Genomic DNA, 23,135 nt, shown 5'->3' with positions numbered 1-23,135 from the left:
TTACCAGTTTATCTTCCCTGGTAACTTATGTTAGTAGAGATTTTAGGGCAGGGGACAGGGGGCAAGAGGCAGGGGGCAGGGGAGGGGCAGGGGGCAGGGGGCAGGGGAAGGTAGACAAGGTGGAATTTATTCTCAACTCAGCACTCATTACTCATTACTCATTACTCAGCACTCAGCACTGCTACTATTGCTCATAGGTTGAGATGTGGTAAAAGCTTCTCTACCTGTAATTAATCTAGAGCGACGGTTACGAGTGATATAGTTCCACGCCCATTGAAATACTACTAGTAATTTAGTGTCAAACTCGATTAAGAAATAAATGTGGATGAGTAGCCAAAATACCCAAGCCAGGAAACCTGTGAGTTGAATATAGCCTAAATCTACAACAGCTAAATTCTGCCCAATCATCGCTAAACTACCAACGTCGTTGTAATGAAATTCCGGCAAAGTGCGACCTCTTAACCGTCGTTTAATCAGTTTAGCTACATATTCTCCTTCTTGTTTAGCTACGGGTGCAACACCAGGCAAGGGTTTACCATCTTGATGGGAGAAGTTACCTAAATCTCCGACGACAAAAATGTTTTTATAACCTCTAATTGTCAAGTCTGGTTCTACAATCACCCGTCCAGCATGATCACACTCTACATCTGTACGTTGTGCCAAGATTTGTCCCATTGCGGAACCTTTTACACCTGCTGCCCACAATATAGTTTGAGAGTGAATCTCTCTCACTTCACCATCTTTCTTGAAGGTGACGATGTTATTTTCAATGTTTGTCACTCTGGTCTTGGTGTGCAGTTCCACACCCAATTTTTGCAAAGCTGCTGTAGCTTCTTCCGATAAATCTGGTGAAATGTGTGGGAGGATACGATCGCCCCCTTGCAATAGTAAAATCTTGGTTTCTGAGGTGTCAATGCTACGGAAATCTTCTTTGAGGGTTTTGTATGCCAACTCAGCGATCGCACCCGCTAATTCTACACCAGTAGGGCCGCCCCCCACAATCACGAAATTCAACCAGGCACGGCGTTTTTCTGGATCAGTTTCCTTTTCTGCGGCTTCAAACGCGCCAAATATCCGGCGACGCATTTCTATCGCATCCTCAACAGTTTTTAAGCCGGGTGCAAGGTCTTTCCAGTGATCTTTACCAAAATAGGAGTGATTAGCACCTGTAGCAACGACTAAGGTGTCATAGGGGATGGCTTTATCACCCATGATGACTTTTTGTGCTTTGGGATCAATATCATTTACTTCCCCTAGCAATACTTGTGTATTCTTACTTTTACTGAATACAGACCGCAATGGTGAGGAAATATCCCCAGGCGATAACGTACCTGTTGCAACTTGATATAAAAGTGGTTGGAATAGGTGAAAGTTACGTTTATCAATCAAAGTCACATTAACATTAGCTGTCTTCAGATTCTTAGCTGTATATAATCCACCAAAACCGCCACCAATAATCACAACTTCATGTGGTTTAGTCTTCTGTTGTGTTTTACTTTTCTCAGGCGAAACGACCATAAGGCATATTTCCTTTTGTTAAGAGGTGTAACTTTTCTTAACAAAGGTGTAGCAGAATTATGATGATGCTTGCCGTCTATTAATAACAGTTGGAAAAACCACAAAAGTAGTCAAAGATACTATTTAGGTAATGGGGCATTGGGCATTGGGGAAAAAAATTCCCTCATTTCTTCTCTGTCTACCTTGTCTACCTTGTCTCCCTCCCCTGAACCTCTACACCCTTACACCCCTACACCCCTACACCCTTACACGTTCAAACAAAGCCCGATAAACTGGTTCACCTTTATTTTGTGTGCCGACTTCTCTTTCTGTTGGGACTGGTAAGGGATTTTCTGCTAGCCATTCGCTGGTGTGGAGTCTTTGAAAATGGGGATTTTCTGAGAAGCGATCGCACATTTCTAATGCTATAAATTCCATATCTGATTGGAGAAATACTACTCCCCCCACAGCCAAATAATTAGCTAAATCTGCGACTAATTCGGGTTGCACTACACGGCGTTTAGCATGGCGAGTTTTAAACCAAGGATCAGGAAATTGAATAGTAACACGCTGTAAAATTCCTGGGGGAAGAGAAGATAACAGCACTTTCAAAGAATTATTCGCATTACAAAATACGTAATGCAGATTTGTCAATCCTAGTTCAGAAGACAATCTATTTGCTTCTATGACTAATGCTTCTCGGATTTCCAAACCGAGAAAATTCCAATCAGGTTCTATCTTTGCCATATTCAACACAAATCTTCCCCGCGCACAGCCAATATCTAAATGTAGCGGTTGCTGTGGTTTAGCATAGATGTTTTCCCATTCTATGGGATCTACTGATTTTTGATACTTTTGCGCCAAAGGATTAACGTGCTGGCGGACTCGAATAAATGGCAAATTAAGACTCCTTTACGTTAGTCAATAGTCAATAGTCAATAGTTGTTAGGGAACAGGGAACAGGGAACAGTTATGAGTCAATAGTTTTTACAATGCCCAATGCCCAATGCCCTATGGTCAATTTACTATGTATACAAATGTTAAGTCTAGGCAATCCTACGCTGCTTGGCGATGCAAAGGTTATACTTTATTAAAAAAGTGTGCTTTTAACTACCGTTTTTAAGAATTGTTAGAAATCAATGGTGCTAAATTTTCGCTTTGCCGTAGTTAGCGACTTACATATCGCCCTTCCTCACACAATCTGGGATCATCCTAGTCGGTTTCATCTTGTGGAAGTTAGTATTCCAGCTTTTGAACGTGCTATTGAACATTTAACAGAACTTAATCTAGATTTTATTTTACTGCCAGGAGATTTAACACAGCACGGTGAGGCAGAAAATCACCTGTGGTTACAAAAAAGGCTATCTCGATTACCTTTTCCGGCTTATGTCGTACCTGGGAATCATGATGTTCCAGTTTTGATGGGCAATCAGCAATCTATTCCTTGGGCTGATTTCCCTCGTTATTATCGCAAGTTTGGTTATGAAAATACTAATCAACTGTATTACACACAGCAACTGTTACCAGGGGTGCGATTAATTGGCTTAAATTCTAACTGTTTTAATCAAAAGGGTGAGCAAATAGGACGCTTAGATGATGAACAGCTAAGATGGCTGGAAGAGGTGCTAGCCGCAGCTAAAGATGAATTAGTTTTGGTGATGGTACATCACAACGTAGTTGAACATTTACCCCATCAATCGCGTCATCCGATGGCACACCGCTATATGCTGGCGAATGCTCCTGAATTATTGCAGATACTACGACGCTATGGGGTGAGTTTAGTATTTACAGGCCATTTACACGTTCAAGATGTCGCCTGTGATGATGGTGTATATGATATTACGACTGGTTCTTTAGTCAGTTATCCCCATCCTTATCGAGTATTAGAGTTTCATCGCGATCAAAAGGGGAAAGAGTGGCTACAAATACTGTCTCATCGAGTAGAATCAGTCCCTAACTTCCCTGACTTGCAACATTTATCAAAACAGTGGATGGGCGATCGCTCTTTCCCCTTCCTAATGAAATTACTGACATTGCCGCCATTAAATTTACCAGAAACCCAAGCCCAAGAACTAGCTCCGAGTTTGCGAGACTTTTGGGCAACCATTGCCGATGGAGATGCTTTATTAGATTACCCACATTTTCCCCACAAAGTGCGCCATTACATTCAAACCTACAGCGCGATCGCTCAAACCGGTACCCCCAGTTTCATAGATAATAACAGTACACTTCTTTTACAGAAAAATCTCGACTAATGAGTGCTGAGTGCTGAGTGCTGTTAGCGGTAGCGCGGCGTTTAGCCGGTGCTGGGTTCTGACTAATGACTAATGACTAATGACTAATAACTAACTTTGTCGGCAAATCCCAAAGACAGAAGTATAACCATGCAAAAAAGTCCTACCAGCAACAGGGCCGATTTCTCCACCACAGAAAAAGCCGCTAATGGGGATATGGGGAACGTAGCGTTTAAATAACTCAGAATCAAAATTGGGTTTGCCGTACAATCCTTCCCCACGGCCTACACAAGCAAACATTAAAGCACCAACGGCAGCATGATCTGAGCTTGATTGTTGTTGATATCGTTCCAAAAGAAATTCTAAATCTTCAGCCGAGGCTTGAGCATCCCTAAGATGGAATTGTAGACGTTGGCCGGGACGAACTAAATCCCCAATGGCGATCGCGCCCCCAGACGGATCTACCCCTAAAATCGTCCTAATTAAAAAATCACCTTGCTGCAAAGACATTTTAAACTCATCCATCGCTACCCCAACAAATAGCGAATGTTGTGCTAAAGTCCGTTCTTTTTCACTCAGGCTAGCAATCAAATCTCGCAGCACTACCAAAGGTACTTGCTCATCTATTTCCAAAATAATATTGCGTTCAGCTTTTGTGACTTGTAGTGGCTTACCAATTGGTTTACATCCTTGTGCCACAATCGTCTCTAAAATAATATTGCCACTTAAAGCCAAACCCACAGTCCCTTCCCGATATAAACGTTGGTCAATTCCCCCTTTTGTATCATGGGCAAATAAAGCCAGACGACCACCAAAACCCCCTGAACTCGCCTGTCCACCCACAATTACTGAACCAGGATAAGCAAAATCTAATCCCTGTAATAAATCGTTCACACCTGAAGAAAAAGCACTAGAAAGTAAAACAAACTCCGGTTTTGGTGATGATTGCACACCAATCAAGTTAATCCAAGCATCAGGAGAACTATCTAAATCTGGTAAATCTTCAGCCGTTACATGAAAAACTTGTAAATTCACCCCTGGTAAGTGAGCCAAAGTTAAGCTTAAAGCTGGTTCTGCTTCTAATTCTTGGGTTTCTCCCTCCAGGGTAGTACCAATTACCCCACCCCCACTACAACCAACTAAGACAGGTACAGACAATTTTTCAGCTAACAAAGGTAACACCCTAGAATACTCACTGGCAAATGCGGCAGAAATAAACACCAACCCTAAATCCGCAGGTGCAGTTAACGATGAAACGGTGCGTTGTACCACATCTGCTATTGCTGCTTCTAGGGAAGGACGGGTTGATAGGGCATTTACCCATTGCATTTGATCTGCCATGTGTTTAGGGCTGCTTTTGTTTGTGTGGTCGATAGTTTTGAGTTGTCCTTGCTATGTGGACTTTGCAGCCAACTCACTTAGGACTATGGTTGTAGTATTTTGGCCAATCTGCACTAGATCATAGTGTATTGTTGGATTTTTGCCTTACTGATCTATAAAATCTTAAAAGATAAACGATATTTTAGTGTATTTTTCGCAGATTGTTGTAATTGTTATCGATACATCAAACTATACAAGCAGGTGCATCCATACATTCGGTACAATAGTTATCGATAAAACACAACAATAGCAACTTTTGCAACTCCTCCATACCAGTAGTAAAATCACACAACGAGACCAAAACGATGACTGATACTCAAACAAACAACATTGAAGAAAAAATTGAACAAGAAGTAGAACAAGCCCGTGCTGTCTGTGACATTTCCGGTAGCAACTCCGCAGAGTGTGCTGCGGCTTGGGATGCTGTAGAAGAATTACAAGCTGAAGCCTCCCACCAACGCCAAAACAAACCAAAAACCGCTTTTGAAAAATACTGTGATGACAACCCAGAGGCTGATGAATGCCGTCTTTATGACGAATAGAGTCTAAATCTGGCATTTTGACTAGAATCGACAAGCAACCAGAATTTGTGAGGACTGTTTTGCACCTGTTTGTACGCCAAGCCCTGAAATAAATCATTTATTTAGCACTAAAAGCTAAAAAAACTAGGGACTTAATCAGCGTACTACGCTGGCAGCAATATTATAGACTCAGCCAGTCTACTTAAATTTGCTACAGTAGGTGCAAAATATTCATTCTCATAATCTGTGAGTTGCTTGTTTTTTTTCTGTTAGGCATGGAGTATGAAAAAGGCAAAAGTAAAAAGTAAAAAGGTGAGCCATTGCGATGGTGTTAGCGTAGCGTTAGCGACACAGGAGCGTCACCCGTTCGCGATAGCGTTGCGTAGCCAAGGGTAAAAGATGATTTTTTGCCTTTTGCCTTTTGCCTTTTGACTTAATTTCACCTCTAAAACCCGCAAATTACGAATATAGTTAATGCAATATATTGATTCGTGAGCGTTTAATAGGAACTATGCAAAATAACGTTTGGTTTCGCCAGTTTGTCTGGATTGACTACCGATTAGCACTTTTATTTCTAGTTTTGATTCCCTTAATCATCTTGACATGGGCTTATGTCCAAAAGGTAGAAGGGATACAAAGACTGTTAATGATTTATTGGCGAATCTCTAGTTTGCTGGCAATTACAGCGTATTTGATGATTGCCCAGTATCCAGTTAGTTTTGTTTCTGGGTTGGTTGGGTTGATATTAATTCCCCTTGCGTTGTGGTTTTGGGTGGATCTCAATGATGAAATTGAATATTTACCAACTACACCCTTAAAGCTAACTTTCACTTCTTGGCGGTGGGCTGTAACAGTTTATTGCTTGTTAGGCGCGATCGCATTTGTACCTTTTTTGGGTTGCGCCTTTTCTAGCACTGCCATTAAAACCCCCGAATGTCTCGTTTGGTTTGAAGCCCCATTAATGTTTAAAAATTGGTTTCATTACAATAGCAAACACGCTTTTCTCGGTTTTTTGGGCATAGTCGGTTTAATAGTTTACGTGCTTTATTTAAGCTACTTCGTCGTCGTGAAGTTGGGCAAGCAGGGACGCTCGGCTACACCGCAGTAAATAGTGGTGAGTGGTGAGTGGTGAGTAAAGTTTTCAGAATGATACCGATTTGAAAAAAGATGGCTACAAATTGATTTCTCAAAAGCTCCCAGCAAAGCATTCCACCATCCGTCTTGGAAAGTTGAGCCACTGCGTTGGACGGGTTTCCCGGCTTATAGCAAGTGGCGTTTCTACGGCGGGAAACCCCCCTACAGAACTTTCCGCAAAATCTAAAATCTAAAATCCAAAATGGTATGAGTTCCATTGGTAAGCGACTAGAACAATACACAATCAAACGTCCGCAAGAAGTCTTACTTGTGACAGTGGAAATTGCTGATGAGCAAGATAAAGTAGCGATTTTCAAAGGATTTTCCAGTTCCTTAATGCGTCCTACTGCTTTTGATCCTGAAATTCCAGTTATCCCAGATGAGGCAACAATTATCAATATTGACCGCATCGCCAGCCCCTATAATCCCGAAGCTCCCCGTTACATCGAAAGACAAATTTCCTGGGAAGCAATGCAGAATTTGCTCACGGAAGTGGGAGTATAGGGGATTGGGGATTGGGGACTGGGGACTGGGGACTGGAGACTGGGGACAAGGTAGACAAGGTAGCAAAAACTAATGAGTAATAAGTAATAAGTAATGACTAATGACTAATGACTATTGACTAATGACTATTGACTAATGACTATTGACTAATGACTATTGACTAATGACTATTGACTATTGACTATTGACTATTGACTATTGACTATTGACTAATGACCCGTTCTGGATACACCTTACCTGTTTTTGCTTGTGCTGCGGCTGTGGCGGCTTTACGTTGGTTGCGTGAGCGTCAACCTTTGGTAGTGGTAGCCGTTGACTTGATTACACCTGCACAAATTGCAGAAATCCCTATTGAACAAGTGACTGGATTATCTGAGCAGATGGCTTTGGCTATTACTCGCTCTGATCCTGGGGATAATCTGGATTTGACTAAAGATACCCCTGTTTGGGCGTTGGTGGAGTGGGGAGGCGTTGGGGATGAACAAGTCACTATTCGCGGTGGGGAAGGAATTGGTAAACAAGTCAACGCCGAGAATCATCCAGCAATTTATGGTTATGCGCGGCAGTTGATGCAAGAAAATTTATCTCGACTACTTGCACCTACAGAAAAAATCACGGCGACGATTATCTTACCAGAGGGGCGATCGCTGGCTTTGCGTACCTCTAATGCTGCCTTTGGTGTGGTGGAAGGACTTTCTCTATTAGGAACATCTGGAATTTCTCAACCTCTGAGTACACCTGAGCAGTTAGAGAGTTTTCGCGCAACGTTACAACAAAAAGCCAGTCAGTTTAGTAGTTTAGTCTTTTGTATTGGCGAGAACGGCTTAGATTTAGCAGCGAAAACCGGTATTAACCCTGATAAATTGGTAAAAACTGCTAATTGGTTAGGTGCAATGTTAGTGGAAGCAGAGCTTTTGGGTGTTAAGGAAATCTTATTGTTCGGCTATCATGGGAAGTTGCTGAAGCTGGCTGGCGGGATTTTTCACACTCACCATCACTTAGCTGATGGGCGCAGGGAAGTTTTAACTAGCCATTGTGCTTTGGCAGGATTAGATCAACAAAATCTCGAAGTGGTGTTTCATTCTCCGACTGCGGAAGCCGCACTGACACATTTAAGAGGCTTGGATCAGGCTACAGACAGTGATTGGGTAAATCAAGTATATAGTGCGATCGCAAACACCATTGATGCTCGCTGCCAAGAATATCTCCAAAGTCATCGGACTGATAATACTCAAAACACAATCTGTGGCTCAATTCTCTTTGATCGCAGCCGTAAAATTATCATCAAGAGTAAAACTGCTTGTAACTTAATTGGAAATTTATGTTAACTTATTATGAATAATCATAAATAATTCCAATAAATAACTTTTTCAGTAAGCTCTCTAAGGTAATTTATACCTTTTAATACGTCTTATACCCGCCTAACAAGCGTCTCTTATATGGCGTTTGTGATTAATCACTCTTTCCTTTGCTGACTCACTAGGCAGCAAGACCGTACATCTAAACACGAGAGCAATCATCTACTTCTAAATTTGCACCTTCCATGATGAATACAGTGGTGACTCTACCAACCGAACAAGCCCCTCAAGCAGTAGAAGAGTTTGGGCGGCTTGAGCGTCAAATTATCGTCATTTTAGACTTTGGTTCTCAGTATTCTGAACTAATTGCCCGACGCATCCGCGAAACTCAAGTATACTCTGAAGTTCTCTCTTATCGCACCCCCGCCGAACAGTTAAGAAAACTCAACCCCAAAGGAATTATTCTGTCTGGCGGCCCCAACTCAGTTTACAGTGATGGTGCGCCCCATTGTGACCCAGAAATCTGGCATTTAGGCATTCCCATTTTGGGTGTATGCTACGGCATGCAGTTGATGGTGAATCAACTGGGTGGTGAAGTTGCCAAAGCTGACCGGGGTGAGTACGGTAAAGCTTCACTGTATATTGATGACCCTACAGACTTATTAACTAACGTCGAAGACGGCACAACCATGTGGATGAGTCATGGGGATTCAGTTACACAAATGCCCCCAGGGTTTGAGATTTTAGCCCATACTGAGAATACACCTTGTGCTGCGATCGCTCACCACGAGCAAAAACTCTATGGTGTACAGTTCCATCCAGAAGTTGTCCATTCCATCGGCGGTTTAGCCCTAATTCGCAACTTTGTTTATCATATCTGCGAATGCGAACCCACCTGGACAACAGCAGCCTTCGTAGAAGAAGCAATTCGAGAAATTCGGGCGAAAGTTGGCGATAAACGCGTACTGTTGGCTTTATCCGGTGGGGTTGACTCTTCGACCTTAGCTTTTTTACTGCATAAAGCTATCGGTGATCAACTCACCTGCGTATTTATCGACCAAGGCTTTATGCGGAAGTATGAGCCGGAAAGATTGGTGAAGTTATTCCGAGAACAATTTCACATTCCTGTGGAGTATGTTAACGCGCGCGATCGCTTCCTGAACATGATGGAGGGAGTGACAGATCCAGAAGAAAAACGCCGCCGTATCGGTCACGAATTTATTCGGACATTTGAAGAAACATCCAAACGCCTTGGCCCCTTTGACTATCTGGCGCAAGGAACTCTCTATCCAGACGTAATTGAATCGGCTGATACCAACGTTGATCCCAATACTGGCGAACGGGTAGCAGTGAAAATTAAGAGCCATCATAACGTCGGTGGTTTACCCAAAGATTTACGGTTCAAGTTAGTCGAACCTCTGCGGAAACTCTTTAAAGATGAAGTCCGTAAAGTCGGCCGTTCCATTGGTTTACCAGAAGAAATTGTCCAACGCCAACCCTTCCCCGGCCCTGGTTTAGCAATTCGCATCTTGGGTGAAGTCACAGCCGAACGTTTGAATATTCTGCGGGATGCTGATTTGATTGTCCGCCAAGAAATTAACCAACGCGGCTTGTATCATGAATACTGGCAAGCCTTTGCAGTCTTGTTACCTATTCGCAGTGTTGGTGTCATGGGTGATCAACGCACCTATGCTTACCCCATTGTGCTACGGATTGTCAAGAGTGAAGACGGGATGACAGCAGATTGGGCGCGTGTGCCTTACGATGTGCTGGAAGTCATTTCTAACCGCATTGTCAATGAAGTCAAAGGTGTGAATCGTGTGGTGTTTGATATCACCTCTAAGCCACCTGGAACTATTGAATGGGAATGATCAGCAATTTCGGTTGTAGATTTTTCCTTTAAATTGACACGTAATTAAATCAGGTGGGTAATACCCATCTGATTTTTTATATTTCTCTAAATCCGACTAAAGATAATTCTTCCCCTGCTCCCTGCTATCTATGTGTAGCTTTATTTGGGATAATTCATACTAAAAGGGGATTTCTATCTGAAAAATTGCACCTTTTCCTAGAGCAGAAATACAACTTAACTTCCCTCCATGTTGTTCAACGACAATTTGATAACTGATAGACAGTCCTAAACCAGTACCAGAACCGACGGGTTTAGTGGTGAAGAAAGGATCAAAAATTTGTCCCAAATTTGCTTCATCTATTCCCATTCCATTATCAATAATGGAAATTATGACAGCATTTTTTGCAGTAACTACCTCTGTTTTAATTGTGATTATGGGGTATAAATTTGTATTGTTGTCAGACCTCAAGGCATCAATGGCATTATTTAAAATATTCATAAATACCTGATTGAGTTGACTAGCATAGCAGTTAACTTGAGGTAGTGGTTGATAATCTTTCATCACTTGGATTACAGGTAACGTTTCATTTCCCTGTAATCGATGCTGTAGAATTAGCAAAGTATTGTCGATGCCTTCTTGCAAGTCTACAGGTTTTTTATTCGCTTCATCCAAACGAGAAAAATTGCGTAAACTGAGGACAATATCACGAATTCTCTCACTGCCCGCCTCCATAGAATTCAGCATTTTTGCTGCATCTTTTTGTAAGAATTCTAGGTCAGCTTCTGCAATTTTTGCTTGAAGTGAATCAGAAGGATGGGGATATTCAGCTTGATAAGCTGCAATTAGTTCCAAAAGAATATTGAGAGATTCTTTAGTATGGGTGATATTGCTATAAATAAACCCAATGGGATTATTTATCTCGTGAGCAATACCTGCAACCAGATTACCCAAACTAGACATTCTTTCGGCTTGAATTAGTTGAGCTTGGGTTGTTCGCAATTGTTTGAGAGTTTGTTCCAAGTAAATATTTTGTTGTTTTAGAGCCTTTTCTGCCAACAGACGCTCGATTTCTGCGGCTGAACGAGCCGCAAAAATTTTTAATATAGATTCTTGTTCTTCGTAAGTGCGTTCTAATGGTTTGGTGTGCAAACCAGCTATATGTCCTAGAGGTTTACCTTGAGGATCTAAAATTGGTACTCCCAGATAACTTTCGGCACACAAAGTCACTAAATCTAAGTCTTCAGGAAATTTTTGTTGGATACACTGAGGGTAAATCTGAAGACCTTCTTGATAAAGAACACCGCAAGGAGTTCCAGCCAGATCGTATTCAAAATTGGGGCCGAAGTCTTCCCCTGCCCAAAATGCCAAAACTCTAGCGCGTGGTTGCTGATCATCCACAAATTCTGCAATTAAAGCATACTGTATTTGGAGTACCTCAGCCAAATAGTGCGCGCAAGCTTGAAAGAACGCTTCCCCAACTTGAGCAGCAATCCCTTCGACAATTAATTTGAGGTTAATATTTTCTTGGTGAAATTGTTGCGTTGGTGATGTAATATTTGTATCTTGTGGATGCAAAGTTGGCATGATAATCAGTTGAATCTTGAGAATGTAGATCAAAGGTGCATTGATCTCAAGATTTAGTGTTCCCATCTATTGCAGATGAAGCTGAATTTCAGGAAAAATTTCAACTAGGATTCATTTAAAATTTACACATGACACAGGGGATTTTAAATAATCAAATTAATGGCAATTTAATGATAAAAGTAGCACCTTTTCCCACACCAGGACTAGTAACGTTAATTGTCCCACCGTGTAATTCTACTAGATGACGAGCGATCGCTAAACCTAATCCTAACCCACCCTGCTGATGATGAATATTTGCTTGATGATAGCGTTCAAAAACCTGGGGGAGAAACTCTGGATCAATACCAATTCCAGTATCAGTTACCGTAATTTTAGCTTGAGCATTTTCGGCTGATAGAGTAACGATAATTCTGCCGCTATCGGGAGTAAATTTAATAGCATTAGAGAGCAGATTGCCTAAAACTTGCAATAACCGATGAATATCACCAGTAATTGAGGGAATTGATTGATCAATTGCCGATTCTAGAATGATATTTTTCGCCTGGGCTGAGGGGTAAGCAGTCTCAATCGCTACACTGATAATTGCCGCTAAATTCACTTGAGTCAGTTCTAAGCGTAATTTGCTACGAAGAATACGTGAGATATCAAGCAAGTCTTCTAGGAGTTTGGCTTGGGATTTTGCATTACGTTCAATAGTTTCTACAGCGCGAGTAAAATCAGCTTCATCTAAGTTACGAGTTTTCAGCAGTTGCGCCCAGCCCAGAATCGCATTGAGCGGCGATCGCAAATCATGAGATACCATCGCCACAAACTCATCTTTGGCACGGTTAGCGGCTTCAGCTTCCGTTCTGGCAGTTTTTTCTAATTGCAAAAGGCGATCGCGTTCTGCTTGTAATTGTTTGTAATCATCAATATCCGTACTGGAACCAAACCATTGTCTGATTTCCCCTTGCTGATTTTTAATGGGAATAGCTCTGACTAAATACCAGCGATAACTGCCATCATATTTGCGATATCTCATTTCTTGTTCATAAGTCTCTCCTGTGTGCATTACTTTTGTCCATTCCCCCATTACCCCAGCCAAATCATCGGGATGGATAACGTCTTTCCAGCCAAATCCCAGCGATTGCTCAATAGTCAGGCCAGTAAACTCATACCAGCGTTGATTCAGATGTTCGCATTCTCCTTGAGGATTAGAAATCCACACTAGATGAGGTACAACATTCGATAAGTAACGATAGTGTTCCTCACTTCGGCGCAAAGCTGCTTCAGCACGTTTACGTTGACTGAGATTAAGTACAAAACAAGCAGCATAGCCAGCATCCTCTCTCCCTTCAATTTGAGCAATTCCAAGTAATATAGGCACACGCGAGCCATCTTTGTGCAGATATTCCTTCTCAAATGGGTTACAAGCTCCATAAATCTGCAATTCCTGCATTTTTTGTTGGTCGAGGTCTTGATATTCTGGAGGTGTCATCATATTCCAGTGCAGCTTACCCGCTTCTAGTTCTGTACGGGTGTAGCCAAGCATTTCTAAGAAAGCATTATTGGCTTCGTATATTTTTCCACTGAAATCACCGAAATACACACCGACAATATTGGATTCCACAATGCGGCGGAATTTTGCTTCACTTTGACGTAATGCGACCTCTACGGATTTGCGGTCACTGATATCTGTCGTACTCCCAACTACTCTAACTGCTTTCCCTTGTTGATTTCTAATAATTATTCCCTGATCTAATACATAAATATACTGATTATTCTTGTGACGCACTCGATATTCAATTTCATACCGATTTTGCTCTGTCACTATAGTCTGAAATTGTTGTAATGCAATATCTAAATCATCAGGATGAATGCAATTTTGCCACCATTGAGGAGTAGGCTCTGTTTCCTCCAAAAGATAGCCTAAAATGCGAGTTAGCCCTTCAGTTCTGGTAACTTGATTAGTCTCTATATTCCAGTCATAAATTAGAGAATTAATTGCTGTTGTGGCTAATTGAAAACGCTCATTACTATCGCGCAATTCTTGTTCTATTTGCTTACGACTAGTGATATCAAAAGCTGTGCCAACTATTTGACGTGGTGAACCATCAGGATTCCGATTAAATATAGAATTACGACTGTGAAACCATCGCCATTCACCGCTAGCGTGTCGCATTCGATATTCATGCTCAACCACTTCTCCATCTTCAGAAGTATCAAATTGTTGAAATACACTAGGTATCTTTGCCAAATCATCAGGGTGCATGATTTGAGTCAACAATTCTTTTCCCAAAGCCTGAATTGATTGGGGTGTATACTCCAATATATTTGTGACCTTCTGATTCAAATACACATTTTGCTGTTCTACCAAATCATAAACATATAAGATTCCCGGCGTTGTCTCAGCAATGTGTTCTACCAGATTTTGACTTTCTCTTAACTGTTTTTCACTCCGATGTAGTTCTGCTCTTAATTTGACATTTTTAATCGCCGAATACAAAGTTGAGCGTAAATTTTCCCCAGTTGTTTGTCCTTTCACTAGATAATCATTAACACCTCTTTTCATGGCTTGGACAGCAATATCTTCATTGCCATAGCCAGTTAACATGACCACAGCAGGCATATTTTCTTGAGCTATCTTTTGTAATTCTATGAGAAATTCTAACCCATCCACATCAGGCAGTAAAAAATCTAATAAGATGGCATCAGGGAGAGATTCATGACAAAATTCTAAAGCCTCTTCACCTAATTCGTGTTCGATAATTTCATAGTTATTTTCTGATTCTTGTTGAAGATGACGACGATAGGTATGACGGTCTTCAGGAGAATCATCGACGATTAAAATAGTTAGCGGTTGTGCCATGACTATTTGCTAACAGTATCAGGGAGAACTACAATATCTAACCAGTAGATGAGGAAGCTATGAATAGTTGCGGCTAATCGCTTCATATCAATTGGTTTTAGAATATAACTAGCAACACAGTATTGATAACATATTTCAATATCTTTAGGGTTACTAGAAGTTGTGAATACAATTATGGGAATAGATTTGAGGTTTTGGTCTTGTTTGATTTGGGCTATAATATCTCTTCCATCAGTACCAGGTAAATTCAAATCAAGTAAAATAATTGATGGTCTGGGATAAATTTGTGTATCTCTATAGGTTCCGTGATGGTAGAGGAAATCGAGTGCTTCATCTCCATCGACACAACGAAAAATAGGGTTTAGAACTGCTTCTTTTTGCATGAAGCGACGCAAAGCTTCAAAGTCTTCGTCGCTATCTTCAATTACTAATAAAGTTTGGGTGGTATTGCCAATCATGAAATAGAGATGTATGGGTATGGGTGATAAATTATGTTAGTTTTTTAATATTTTTTTAATTCTGTTATTTAAACTCCAAAAATTTTCTGAAATCAGCTTTATTTCTCCCTATCCCTGGCCTCCTAGTTCTGAACTACTCTGTTCCTTTTAATGTGAAATAGAAAATGCTACCTTCCTCATAAGTTGACTCTAACCAAATTTGACCACCATGTCGTTCGACAATTTTTTTGGCAATGGTGAGTCCTGCGCCTGTACCACCACCGTATTTACTAGGGCCGTGTAGTCGTTTGAAAATCCGAAAAATTGAGTCAAAGTGTTTTTCCCGAATACCTATGCCGTTATCTTGAATGTAAAATGTGATTTGTCGTGTGGAATGGTCTAGATAGCCAATTTCAATCCATTTGTGGGGTTTATCGTTATATTTAATAGCGTTAGTGATTAGGTTACTAAAAACTTCGCCTAATTGCACGCGATCGCAATAAACTGTTGGTAATGGTCTAGGTATACGGATTTCTACGCCTGATTCCTCAATTCTCACCCTTAACATATCTAAAATCCGATGCACTACATCATTAAGATTTGTTGGCTGCATAGAAAGATTCGCTCTTCCTAGCCTGGAAAAATGCAATAGAGAATCAATTAAATCCTCCATGCGTTGAGTCAGACGAATTAGGGTGATTAACTTATCTTTACCTTCAGCGTTGATAATATTCCCATAGTCCTCCATTAAAAAGTTAGAGTAATTATGGATTCCCCGCAAGGGTTCTTTCAAATCATGGGATGCAATATAAGCAAAAGCATCTAATTCTTTGTTACTGCGCTCTAATTCTAGATTCAATTGAGCTAATTCATCGACTTTTTGCAGCACAATACTAATAATGGCACTGCGTAATTCTAAAGCTGCGCTAATTTCAGAAGATTTCCACGGTAGAGATTTCAACCACACTGTTTCTTGCCATAATGCAAAAGATTTTCGCGGTGATAGACGCAAACTTCCGTTAGCTTTGATTTCGACAGCTTTATGAGGATTACCTCCCCAATTGACAGTCTGGACTACTTCTCGACGAAACCACAAAATATAGTTTTTTTGACTTTTAGAAATGGAAATTGCGATCAATCCACTCACAACATCCCGTAGTTTTTCTGCTTCTGGATAAATTGTTGCTAAAGAATCAGTATGAAAAACTTCTTGATTCTGATGATTACTAAGCCAATTAATTAAATGATCAATATCTGAATGACTGGGAGTATTACCAACAAGATGATATTTACCATGTAGACAAATAGCAGCCCCTGTGGCATTAACTAAATCTAGTATATTCGGATGATAGTTAATTAATGCTTCAGTGAAATTATTTTCCACTGACATATATTCCACTAATTTGCTATGTACAGACTTGAGTTGAATTTTAGATTCTTTATTTTCGTTATCTTCTTTAGCACTCATTTCTATAGAAGCCATCTGTCCTAAAAATTCACAAGCACTCCTAATTTCGTAGGGAATATATTTTGGTGATTGATGATGACAAGCAATCAAACCCCAAAGTTTTTGATTTTTGAGTAGAGAGATAGACATAGAAGCAGTCACACCCATATTTTGCAGATATTCAATGTGCAGTGGTGAGACACTCCGCAAGACTGATTTTCCCAAATCTAAAGGCTGATGATTTAGAGGATGATTTGTGGAGATAATTGCTGCTGGCTGGTAGTCGGCATTGGGAATGATTCTTAGCCAATTTTCCGCATATAGTTTCCTAGCTTGTTGCGGAATATCAGAAGCAGGGTAATGTAAACCTAAATATGATGTGAGATATTCAGGTTTTTCTTCTGCAATGACAATGCCGTTCCAATTTTCATCGAAGCGATAGATCATCACTCTGTCGAAACTAGTAATTCGTTTCACTTCTTTGGCTAAAATCTGACTAATTTCTGCAATGTTAGTGGCTGCTTGTAGTTTAGTGAGTGCTAATTTTACTAAATGATAAAACCTAAAGAAAACGTGATTTTTTTCTGATGTGCTGGGTTCTAGTTCTAAAATGGTAATTTCACGACAACGATAGATAATGCCATCAAAACTTTTTGTATTGTTATTAGTTTTGATAATAAAGTCTATAGGATTAACAATTGGTGAATCTTCAGCATCTAAGCAATCTTTGAGAAAATTGACTTGTTCTGTCTCTAATAAAATATCTAAGTTTTGATTAAGCAGTTTTTCTGGATGGATGCCAAAAAAATCCCAGGTATTATTACTAACTTGTAAAATCGTTAACTTTGCTGCGTCTAAGGCTAAAAGTACACCATGAGGCTGAATAGAACCAGGAATATGAATTGGTTCTTGGTCACAATTACTGAGGTCAACCTGAAAAGCGTTAGTAGTTTTGTCAGTGTTCACGTTTGAGCCTCGATGATGTTGACTGAGTATGAGACTGACTCTAATATACTTTTTATTCACTTGGCAGATGCTTGTTAAGCAAACACCAACAGATATTTTGATGAATATTTTGTCATCGCACTAGATAATAACTAGTAAAGAGATGATTGATGTTATATTGACTCATCAGCAACAGCTAACCTGACAAAGAGATTTAAATACACCATAATTGCCAGTAAATATTAGTTTATGAACGGTATGATAAAATTTAATTTTTGTGAAATAGTCATTAGTTAGTTTCCTCTGATTAATGATTAGTGTTGCAGTAGACGGGATATGATTCTGGCTTTAGGAGACGCAATAGCGATCGCGTCCCTGTTTTTTGGCATTGTATAATGCTTTATCGGCTAAAGCGATGAGTGTATCTGGTTTCATCTCCCTACAGGGAATAACACAAGTAACCCCTAAACTCAGTGTCACTATATCTTGAATATCAGACTGGGCGTGGGGAATAGCCTGTGAGTAAATTGCTTGTTGAATATTTTGTGCAACTTTGATTGCTTGATCTAAATCAGTTTCAGGAAGAAGTACCGCAAATTCTTCTCCGCCATAACGCGCCACCAGACCTATAGAATGGTCAACTATCTGTTGTGTTGTCTGCGCTATCTTGATTAAACAATCGTCGCCTGCAAGATGACCATAGTAATCATTATAGGATTTGAATTTATCCACATCGAATAAAATCAGCGACAGGGGTTTTTGTTCTGGTGTCAAAAATTGCCATGCTTCTTGTAGTCGTTTATCAAAGCAGCGACGGTTAGCCACCTGCGTCAAACCATCGAGATTTGCTAATTGTTCTAGCTTTTGATTCGCATCTTGTAGAGCTAGTTCCACTTTCTTGCGTCCAGTGATATCACGGATGGTAATAGCAAAACCATCACCTAGCTTAACTGCAACAAAGTGATGCCACAAAGAATCACCAAATTGATAGTAAAAATCCCGTTTTAAAGGCTTCCCTGTTTCCACAATCTTCACAAACTCATCAAAGAGTTCTGGATCTCTGGATGATAAAAATTCTTTGAGGAGGGATTTACCAATCATATCCTCATACCTACTGTTGAAGGCTCTAGCAATCACAGGGTTAACAACTAAACAACGAAAATCTTCGATTTCTCCGGTTGTGGGGTTGCGGACAGCTTGCATTGCTGCAATACCATCGAGTGAACTATTCAAAATGCTGGCAAGTATTGCCCTCGATTGATATAGTATTTCTTCTGTTTCTCGCCGTTTAATATTTTCTTGTTCTAGAAGTCGTTGTTGACGTTGAATGGTTAATTGATTTTCGATGCGTGCAACCACTTCTTCCATCTGAAAGGGTTTAGTAATGTAGTCTATTCCCCCTAATTGAAAGGCGGTAACTTTATCAAAAACGTCATCTAAAGCACTAATAAAAATGATGGGAATGCTGCGGAGAAGTTCATCGGCTTTGAGAATCTTACAGACTTGATAGCCGTCCATTTCTGGCATCTTGATATCTAACAGAATAATATCCGGTCGTTTGACTTTGACCGTTTTTAGTGCCATCCGTCCAGTCGTGACGCTGCGAACAGTGTAGCCGATATTGATTAGAGAATCACTTAATAACTGTAAATTTTCGGGTATGTCGTCTACTAGCAGAATGTTCCCTTTAGTTGCTGTCTCAGAATCAAAATTCATTGCTGATTATCGGCTCGACTAAATCAACCAACTCCTCAAATTTAAATTGCTTCGCTAGTTTTGTCAGTGATTCTCTCAAAGTAATTGTAGTTTCAGGAATTTCTTGAATAAGTTCAAGGACGAGTTTGGTATTAGCTTCCAGGGCAGCTGCATATAATTGAGCAATCCAGGTTTGGGGCATACAGCTAAAATCTAATGGGGTCAAGATACTCGGTTTGACCTCATCTGGAGTGGTTGTAGGAGTTTGGGCAAAGATGTATTTAATACCCAGATGCTTGGCTAGGGTGTCAAAAATCAGATGTTCCACAAAAGGCTTACGCAGGAAGTCATCGCACCCAGCAGAAAGAGTGATGGCTTTTTCCTCTTCTAAAACACTGGCAGTCAAGGCAATGATGGCTGTAGCGTGACCTTTGGTCGTAGATTTGATATATTTTGTCGCTTCGTAACCATCCATAATTGGCATTCGCATATCCATCCAAATCAGATGCGGTTGCCATTCATCCCAAATGGTGACGGCATCTTGGCCGTTGCTGGCTTCTTGAATTTCAAACCCTAACGGTGTTAACAGTTTAATGAGTAATTGGCGATTAATTGGTTTATCATCAACTATGAGTATTCTATAGGTAGGTTGGCCTGGTGCTAGTTCTAAAACTTGGGGATGAATTTCTAAACTATTGATGTGAGTTTTTTGACCTAATTGGGCTGGAATATCAAATGCAAAGGTTGTGCCTTTACCTAATTCACTAGTGACTGTAATATCCCCTCCCATTAACTGCACAAATTTGCGACTAATGGCTAAACCTAAACCAGTTCCCTCTTGAGATTCTTTGCCGGCTTGTGCTTGGGAAAAATCATGAAATAAATGGGGTAATTCTGCGGCGGCAATGCCTACCCCTGTATCATGCAATTTAAAATGAAGGGTAAAAATATCCGGGCTATCTGTATGATGATTGATAGTTAAACTGATGCCACCTTGTTGAGTAAATTTGATAGCATTGCTAATTAAATTAATTAAAACTTGGCGGAGTTTAATGGCATCGGTGCAAATATAGCGAGGGAGATTTTCACATCGTTGAAAGATGAGATTTAATCCCTGATTACTGGCGCGTAAAGAGAACATATCCTCTAAATCATCCAGTAATTGATATAAATCAAAATTACTGGGATTGAGGGTCATTTTCCCCGCTTCTAATTTGGATAAATCGAGAATATTATTAATGAGTGTGAGGAGATAATCACCACTACGATAGATAATTCCCACGCTCTCATGATGTTCCGGGGATAGCTGGGGAGAGCGTAACATTAATTGCGAAAAGCCAAGAATGGCATTGAGAGGCGATCGCAATTCATGACTCATGTTGGCAATAAATGTACTTTTAGCCTGGTTTGCTGCTTCCGCTTTTTCCTTGGCAATGGCTAATTCTAGAGTGCGTTCTTGGACACGATTTTCTAAGGTGGTAAAAGCAGTGTGTAACTGCAAAGCCATCTCATTAAAGGCATCTGCTAGGGTTTTTAGTTCCGCAATGCCCTTAATTTCCACTACTTGGCTGAGTTTGCCATCCGCGATCGCTTTACTTGCTTGACTCAATTGCCGAATCGGTGCTGTAATCAAATTGGAAGTAATAATCCCCACTCCCGTGGCAATTACCAAAGTCAATAAACAAAGTAAAACTGTCATATTGGTGTTAGCCTGAATCTTTCCCATAAAGTCAGATTCAGGAACTGTCATGACTACGAGCCAATCTAAGCCGTATTGATCGCGGTAGGGAATAACCTTCACAAAGGTCTTTTGTGGAAAATAGAGACGGAGTAATTGCGGTGTAGCCATCGCATCTAAACTACCAAATTGCTTGATTAATTTCTGAGTAACATCCCGAATGATGGGTTTGCTACTGTTAATAGCTGCCAACTGTTTCCCTTGACCATTCACAACATAAACGGGGGATTCATCGGCTGAACTAGCAACCATCAATCCTGAACGCTCCATGATGAAGATGTTACCGGAACTGGTGGGATTGAGTGTTTTGAGAAACTCACTGATTTGATTCAGATTCAAATCAATCCCTAGTACACCCAGCAAATTATTTTGGGAGTCGTAGACAGGCGCGCTAGCGGAAATACTGATAATATTCGACACCACCGCCCAACTATAAATCGAACTCCAGACAGGTTTACCCACTTTTACCGCGTCTGTGTACCATGCACTATCATTCTGATCAACTATGACTGTATCAACTAATTGCAGGCGATTTCCTTGGTCATCTACTAAGTAGGAGCGATACTGTTTGGGTTGGGATCGCAGGGTTTCGGATATTTCTAAAATCTTACCCTGGGCATCGGCTTTACCTGCACCGATAAAACCCCCATCGTTGCTGCCAAAATTGACATAGGTAAAGTTAAATACTTTCTGTTGATGATAAAAATATTTCCCTACAGCCTGAAAATCATTGAGGTTTAATACCCCTGTTTTCACTGCGTCCAAATTCATCTGGTTGATAGTCTGTGCATTACCCAAGTAATGATCTAGATGTTGATGAATGCGATTACTCGTCTCTGTCATCAATTCATCTACCAGTTTTTCCACAGCCTGCTGTCCACTGCGATAAGACAGATAACCCACCAGACTTACAGCCCCGACAATTTGGAGTACGAAGGGGACAATAAAGATTAATCTCAGAGGAATAATTCTAGGTTTTCGGGATTTATGAACACTATCAATCATAATTCTAGATAGTTCCATTAAGTCCCTCAATCTTAGCCGACTCCTGAATCAAAGCTAATTTTTTCAGATTCGTATGCTGGTGGTTCAACATGAATTAGTATCCGCACCGGACTAAAACGTGCTTCTAGTTGACGTTCTACTGCTTCTGTGATGCGGTGGGCGGTTTCCACATCAGGCGCGTCTACAATTAGGTGCATTTCTATAAAGACTTGGCGGCCTAAAATACCCCGTGAGGCGATATCGTGACAGTTAATTACACCAGGAACAGATGTAGCGATAGTGTGGATGGCTTCCGGTGCGATCGCAATTTGATCTACTAACCAGGGTAAATTTTCTTTTAAAACTGACCAACCACTCCAAAAAACCAGCAAAGCCACAGGAAAAGCTAAGACAACATCTAGCCATTGATAACCCAACCACACACCAATCAAACCACCCATGACAGAGATTGTTACCCAAACATCGCTCATGGTGTGAGTCGCATCAGCAATTAAAATTTGACTCCCGACTCGCTTACCTACACCACGTTCATAAAACGCCACAAAGATATTCACACCCAAGACAATGAGTAGTAACCACAGTTCTGAGGGTGATATTTTGACAGGTTCACCACCCTTGAGAATGCGCTCAATTGCACCTTGGAGAATTTCAAAACAAGCAATTCCTAAAAAAGCCGCGATTCCTAAAGCACCCACAGCTTCAAACTTTTGATGTCCGTAGGGATGCTCGCGATCGGGGTAGGGAGAGGAAAATTTACTAGCAACTAATCCTAAAATATTGTTGGCACTGTCGGTCACACTATGCAAAGCATCAGCTAATAAACTTAGTGAACCCGTTAAATACCCTACAAATGCTTTTAAACCCATCACAAATAAATTCAGCACGAGGGTAATTAGTAAAACCTTTCTGACTTCAGCCCGATTATCGTAAGTCATAGATATTTTTTACATTAAGTTCTATGACTTATCAGTGTACTGCTAATGTCGATTTTCTTACATCTATAAATTGTATCAAA

16 protein-coding genes are annotated in these 23,135 nt (G+C 40.6%); 6 read left to right on the top strand and 10 right to left on the bottom strand.

From position 1 onward, the window contains the following. Window positions 1–165 precede the first annotated feature (165 nt). Window positions 166–1,518, bottom strand: a complete 1,353-nt coding sequence (locus ACQFX9_RS21150) for an NAD(P)/FAD-dependent oxidoreductase (protein ID WP_427158257.1) — start codon at window positions 1,516–1,518, stop codon at window positions 166–168. A gap of 237 nt (window positions 1,519–1,755) precedes the next feature. Beyond that, window positions 1,756–2,397 carry a tRNA (guanosine(46)-N7)-methyltransferase TrmB gene (trmB, locus tag ACQFX9_RS21145; RefSeq protein ID WP_427158256.1) on the bottom strand — a complete coding sequence of 214 codons (642 nt, stop codon included), beginning with the start codon at window positions 2,395–2,397 and terminating at the stop codon, window positions 1,756–1,758. A gap of 239 nt (window positions 2,398–2,636) precedes the next feature. On the opposite strand from trmB, the gene ACQFX9_RS21140 reads away from it, so the two are divergent. After that, window positions 2,637–3,752: a metallophosphoesterase family protein gene (locus ACQFX9_RS21140; RefSeq protein ID WP_427158254.1), complete on the top strand. Its 1,116-nt coding sequence runs from the start codon at window positions 2,637–2,639 to the stop codon at window positions 3,750–3,752. Between the two features lie 90 nt (window positions 3,753–3,842). Here ACQFX9_RS21140 and ACQFX9_RS21135 read toward each other — a convergent pair whose 3' ends face one another. After that, window positions 3,843–5,072, bottom strand: coding sequence for an FIST signal transduction protein (locus tag ACQFX9_RS21135; RefSeq protein WP_427158252.1), 1,230 nt, complete (start codon window positions 5,070–5,072; stop codon window positions 3,843–3,845). A gap of 344 nt (window positions 5,073–5,416) precedes the next feature. On the opposite strand from ACQFX9_RS21135, the gene ACQFX9_RS21130 reads away from it, so the two are divergent. The 5 genes from ACQFX9_RS21130 (at window position 5,417) to guaA (ending at window position 10,439) form a co-directional block, all read left to right on the top strand. Continuing rightward, window positions 5,417–5,653 carry a Calvin cycle protein CP12 gene (locus tag ACQFX9_RS21130; RefSeq protein WP_236144352.1) on the top strand — a complete coding sequence of 79 codons (237 nt, stop codon included), beginning with the start codon at window positions 5,417–5,419 and terminating at the stop codon, window positions 5,651–5,653. A gap of 490 nt (window positions 5,654–6,143) precedes the next feature. Continuing rightward, the gene (locus tag ACQFX9_RS21125; RefSeq protein ID WP_427158249.1) at window positions 6,144–6,740 is read left to right on the top strand and encodes a DUF3177 family protein; all 597 of its coding nucleotides are present in this window, start codon (window positions 6,144–6,146) and stop codon (window positions 6,738–6,740) included. A 233-nt stretch (window positions 6,741–6,973) separates the two neighbouring features. Beyond that, window positions 6,974–7,270 carry a hypothetical protein gene (locus ACQFX9_RS21120; RefSeq protein ID WP_236144364.1) on the top strand — a complete coding sequence of 99 codons (297 nt, stop codon included), beginning with the start codon at window positions 6,974–6,976 and terminating at the stop codon, window positions 7,268–7,270. Window positions 7,271–7,482: 212 nt separating this feature from the next. Continuing rightward, window positions 7,483–8,598 (top strand): cobalt-precorrin-5B (C(1))-methyltransferase CbiD, encoded by a 1,116-nt coding sequence (gene cbiD, locus ACQFX9_RS21115; RefSeq protein WP_427158247.1) that lies wholly within the window; start codon window positions 7,483–7,485, stop codon window positions 8,596–8,598. A gap of 218 nt (window positions 8,599–8,816) precedes the next feature. Then, entirely contained in the window at window positions 8,817–10,439 is a 1,623-nt protein-coding gene (gene guaA, locus ACQFX9_RS21110) for a glutamine-hydrolyzing GMP synthase (protein ID WP_427162960.1), read from the top strand. A 159-nt stretch (window positions 10,440–10,598) separates the two neighbouring features. On the opposite strand, the gene ACQFX9_RS21105 is transcribed toward guaA, so the two are convergent. The 7 genes from ACQFX9_RS21105 to ACQFX9_RS21075 form a co-directional block, all read right to left on the bottom strand. Beyond that, window positions 10,599–12,005, bottom strand: a complete 1,407-nt coding sequence (locus ACQFX9_RS21105; protein ID WP_427158245.1) for a sensor histidine kinase — start codon at window positions 12,003–12,005, stop codon at window positions 10,599–10,601. 151 nt (window positions 12,006–12,156) lie between these two features. Then, window positions 12,157–14,853 carry a hybrid sensor histidine kinase/response regulator gene (locus tag ACQFX9_RS21100; RefSeq protein ID WP_427158243.1) on the bottom strand — a complete coding sequence of 899 codons (2,697 nt, stop codon included), beginning with the start codon at window positions 14,851–14,853 and terminating at the stop codon, window positions 12,157–12,159. A 2-nt stretch (window positions 14,854–14,855) separates the two neighbouring features. Next, entirely contained in the window at window positions 14,856–15,311 is a 456-nt protein-coding gene (locus ACQFX9_RS21095) for a response regulator (protein WP_427158242.1), read from the bottom strand. 133 nt (window positions 15,312–15,444) lie between these two features. Next, window positions 15,445–17,703, bottom strand: a complete 2,259-nt coding sequence (locus ACQFX9_RS21090; protein WP_427158240.1) for an ATP-binding protein — start codon at window positions 17,701–17,703, stop codon at window positions 15,445–15,447. A 327-nt stretch (window positions 17,704–18,030) separates the two neighbouring features. Beyond that, window positions 18,031–19,398, bottom strand: coding sequence for a diguanylate cyclase domain-containing protein (locus ACQFX9_RS21085; RefSeq protein WP_427158238.1), 1,368 nt, complete (start codon window positions 19,396–19,398; stop codon window positions 18,031–18,033). Next, window positions 19,388–22,138 carry an ATP-binding protein gene (locus ACQFX9_RS21080; protein ID WP_427158237.1) on the bottom strand — a complete coding sequence of 917 codons (2,751 nt, stop codon included), beginning with the start codon at window positions 22,136–22,138 and terminating at the stop codon, window positions 19,388–19,390. Before ACQFX9_RS21080 ends, ACQFX9_RS21085 begins: the two co-directional genes overlap by 11 nt. Before the next feature lie 14 nt (window positions 22,139–22,152). Next, complete coding sequence (locus ACQFX9_RS21075) at window positions 22,153–23,055, bottom strand: cation diffusion facilitator family transporter (protein WP_427158235.1); 903 nt, start codon at window positions 23,053–23,055, stop codon at window positions 22,153–22,155. Window positions 23,056–23,135 lie beyond the last annotated feature (80 nt).

Source organism: Aliinostoc sp. HNIBRCY26 (genome assembly GCF_050235535.1).
Lineage (GTDB): Bacteria > Cyanobacteriota > Cyanobacteriia > Cyanobacteriales > Nostocaceae > Trichormus.
The sequence above is the reverse complement of the archived record's forward strand: the minus strand, read 5'-3'. Positions and strand labels throughout refer to the sequence as shown.

Excerpts from the sequence above, each read along its gene's own strand:
- ACQFX9_RS21140 (WP_427158254.1), top strand. The coding sequence starts at position 2,637 with ATGGTGCTAAATTTTCGCTTTGCCGTAGTTAGCGACTTACATATCGCC.
- ACQFX9_RS21075 (WP_427158235.1), bottom strand. The coding sequence starts at position 23,055 with ATGACTTACGATAATCGGGCTGAAGTCAGAAAGGTTTTACTAATTACC.
- ACQFX9_RS21080 (WP_427158237.1), bottom strand. The coding sequence starts at position 22,138 with ATGGAACTATCTAGAATTATGATTGATAGTGTTCATAAATCCCGAAAA.
- ACQFX9_RS21095 (WP_427158242.1), bottom strand. The coding sequence starts at position 15,311 with ATGATTGGCAATACCACCCAAACTTTATTAGTAATTGAAGATAGCGAC.
- ACQFX9_RS21150 (WP_427158257.1), bottom strand. The coding sequence starts at position 1,518 with ATGGTCGTTTCGCCTGAGAAAAGTAAAACACAACAGAAGACTAAACCA.
- guaA (WP_427162960.1), top strand. The coding sequence starts at position 8,817 with ATGAATACAGTGGTGACTCTACCAACCGAACAAGCCCCTCAAGCAGTA.
- ACQFX9_RS21085 (WP_427158238.1), bottom strand. The coding sequence starts at position 19,398 with ATGAATTTTGATTCTGAGACAGCAACTAAAGGGAACATTCTGCTAGTA.
- cbiD (WP_427158247.1), top strand. The coding sequence starts at position 7,483 with ATGACCCGTTCTGGATACACCTTACCTGTTTTTGCTTGTGCTGCGGCT.
- ACQFX9_RS21100 (WP_427158243.1), bottom strand. The coding sequence starts at position 14,853 with ATGGCACAACCGCTAACTATTTTAATCGTCGATGATTCTCCTGAAGAC.
- ACQFX9_RS21105 (WP_427158245.1), bottom strand. The coding sequence starts at position 12,005 with ATGCCAACTTTGCATCCACAAGATACAAATATTACATCACCAACGCAA.
- ACQFX9_RS21120 (WP_236144364.1), top strand. The coding sequence starts at position 6,974 with ATGAGTTCCATTGGTAAGCGACTAGAACAATACACAATCAAACGTCCG.
- ACQFX9_RS21135 (WP_427158252.1), bottom strand. The coding sequence starts at position 5,072 with ATGGCAGATCAAATGCAATGGGTAAATGCCCTATCAACCCGTCCTTCC.
- ACQFX9_RS21125 (WP_427158249.1), top strand. The coding sequence starts at position 6,144 with ATGCAAAATAACGTTTGGTTTCGCCAGTTTGTCTGGATTGACTACCGA.
- ACQFX9_RS21130 (WP_236144352.1), top strand. The coding sequence starts at position 5,417 with ATGACTGATACTCAAACAAACAACATTGAAGAAAAAATTGAACAAGAA.